The sequence below is a fragment of the Prescottella defluvii genome (genome assembly GCF_000738775.1).
Classification (GTDB): Bacteria; Actinomycetota; Actinomycetes; order Mycobacteriales; family Mycobacteriaceae; genus Prescottella; species Prescottella defluvii.
Map to the genome: position 1 here is coordinate 1 of NZ_JPOC01000031.1, position 201 is coordinate 201.

Annotated in this window: 1 protein-coding gene; it reads right to left on the minus strand. The window is 62.2% G+C overall.

Annotated elements, in window-relative coordinates:
* Positions 1-34: 34 nt before the first annotated feature.
* On the minus strand, positions 35-201 hold a 167-nt coding region (locus IJ15_RS25610; protein ID WP_156112089.1), incomplete at its 5' end, for an integrase core domain-containing protein.

A 201-nucleotide genomic window follows, 5' to 3' on the forward strand; every position in this document is an offset into this window, starting at 1 on the left:
GACACGGCCTCATGCACCTAGCTGTACCTGGCCATCAGGTTGGTTGCAGTCGGCTGATCGGTGGGAGTCCTCCGAGTGCGCTGTGGCGTCGTCGAGTGTTGTAGTACTCGAGCCAGGGTGCAAGTGCGTCGGCGCGTTCGCTGTTGCTGGTGAAGACCTGACGGTAGGCCCACTCGGTTTCCAGGGTCCGGTTGAGGCGTT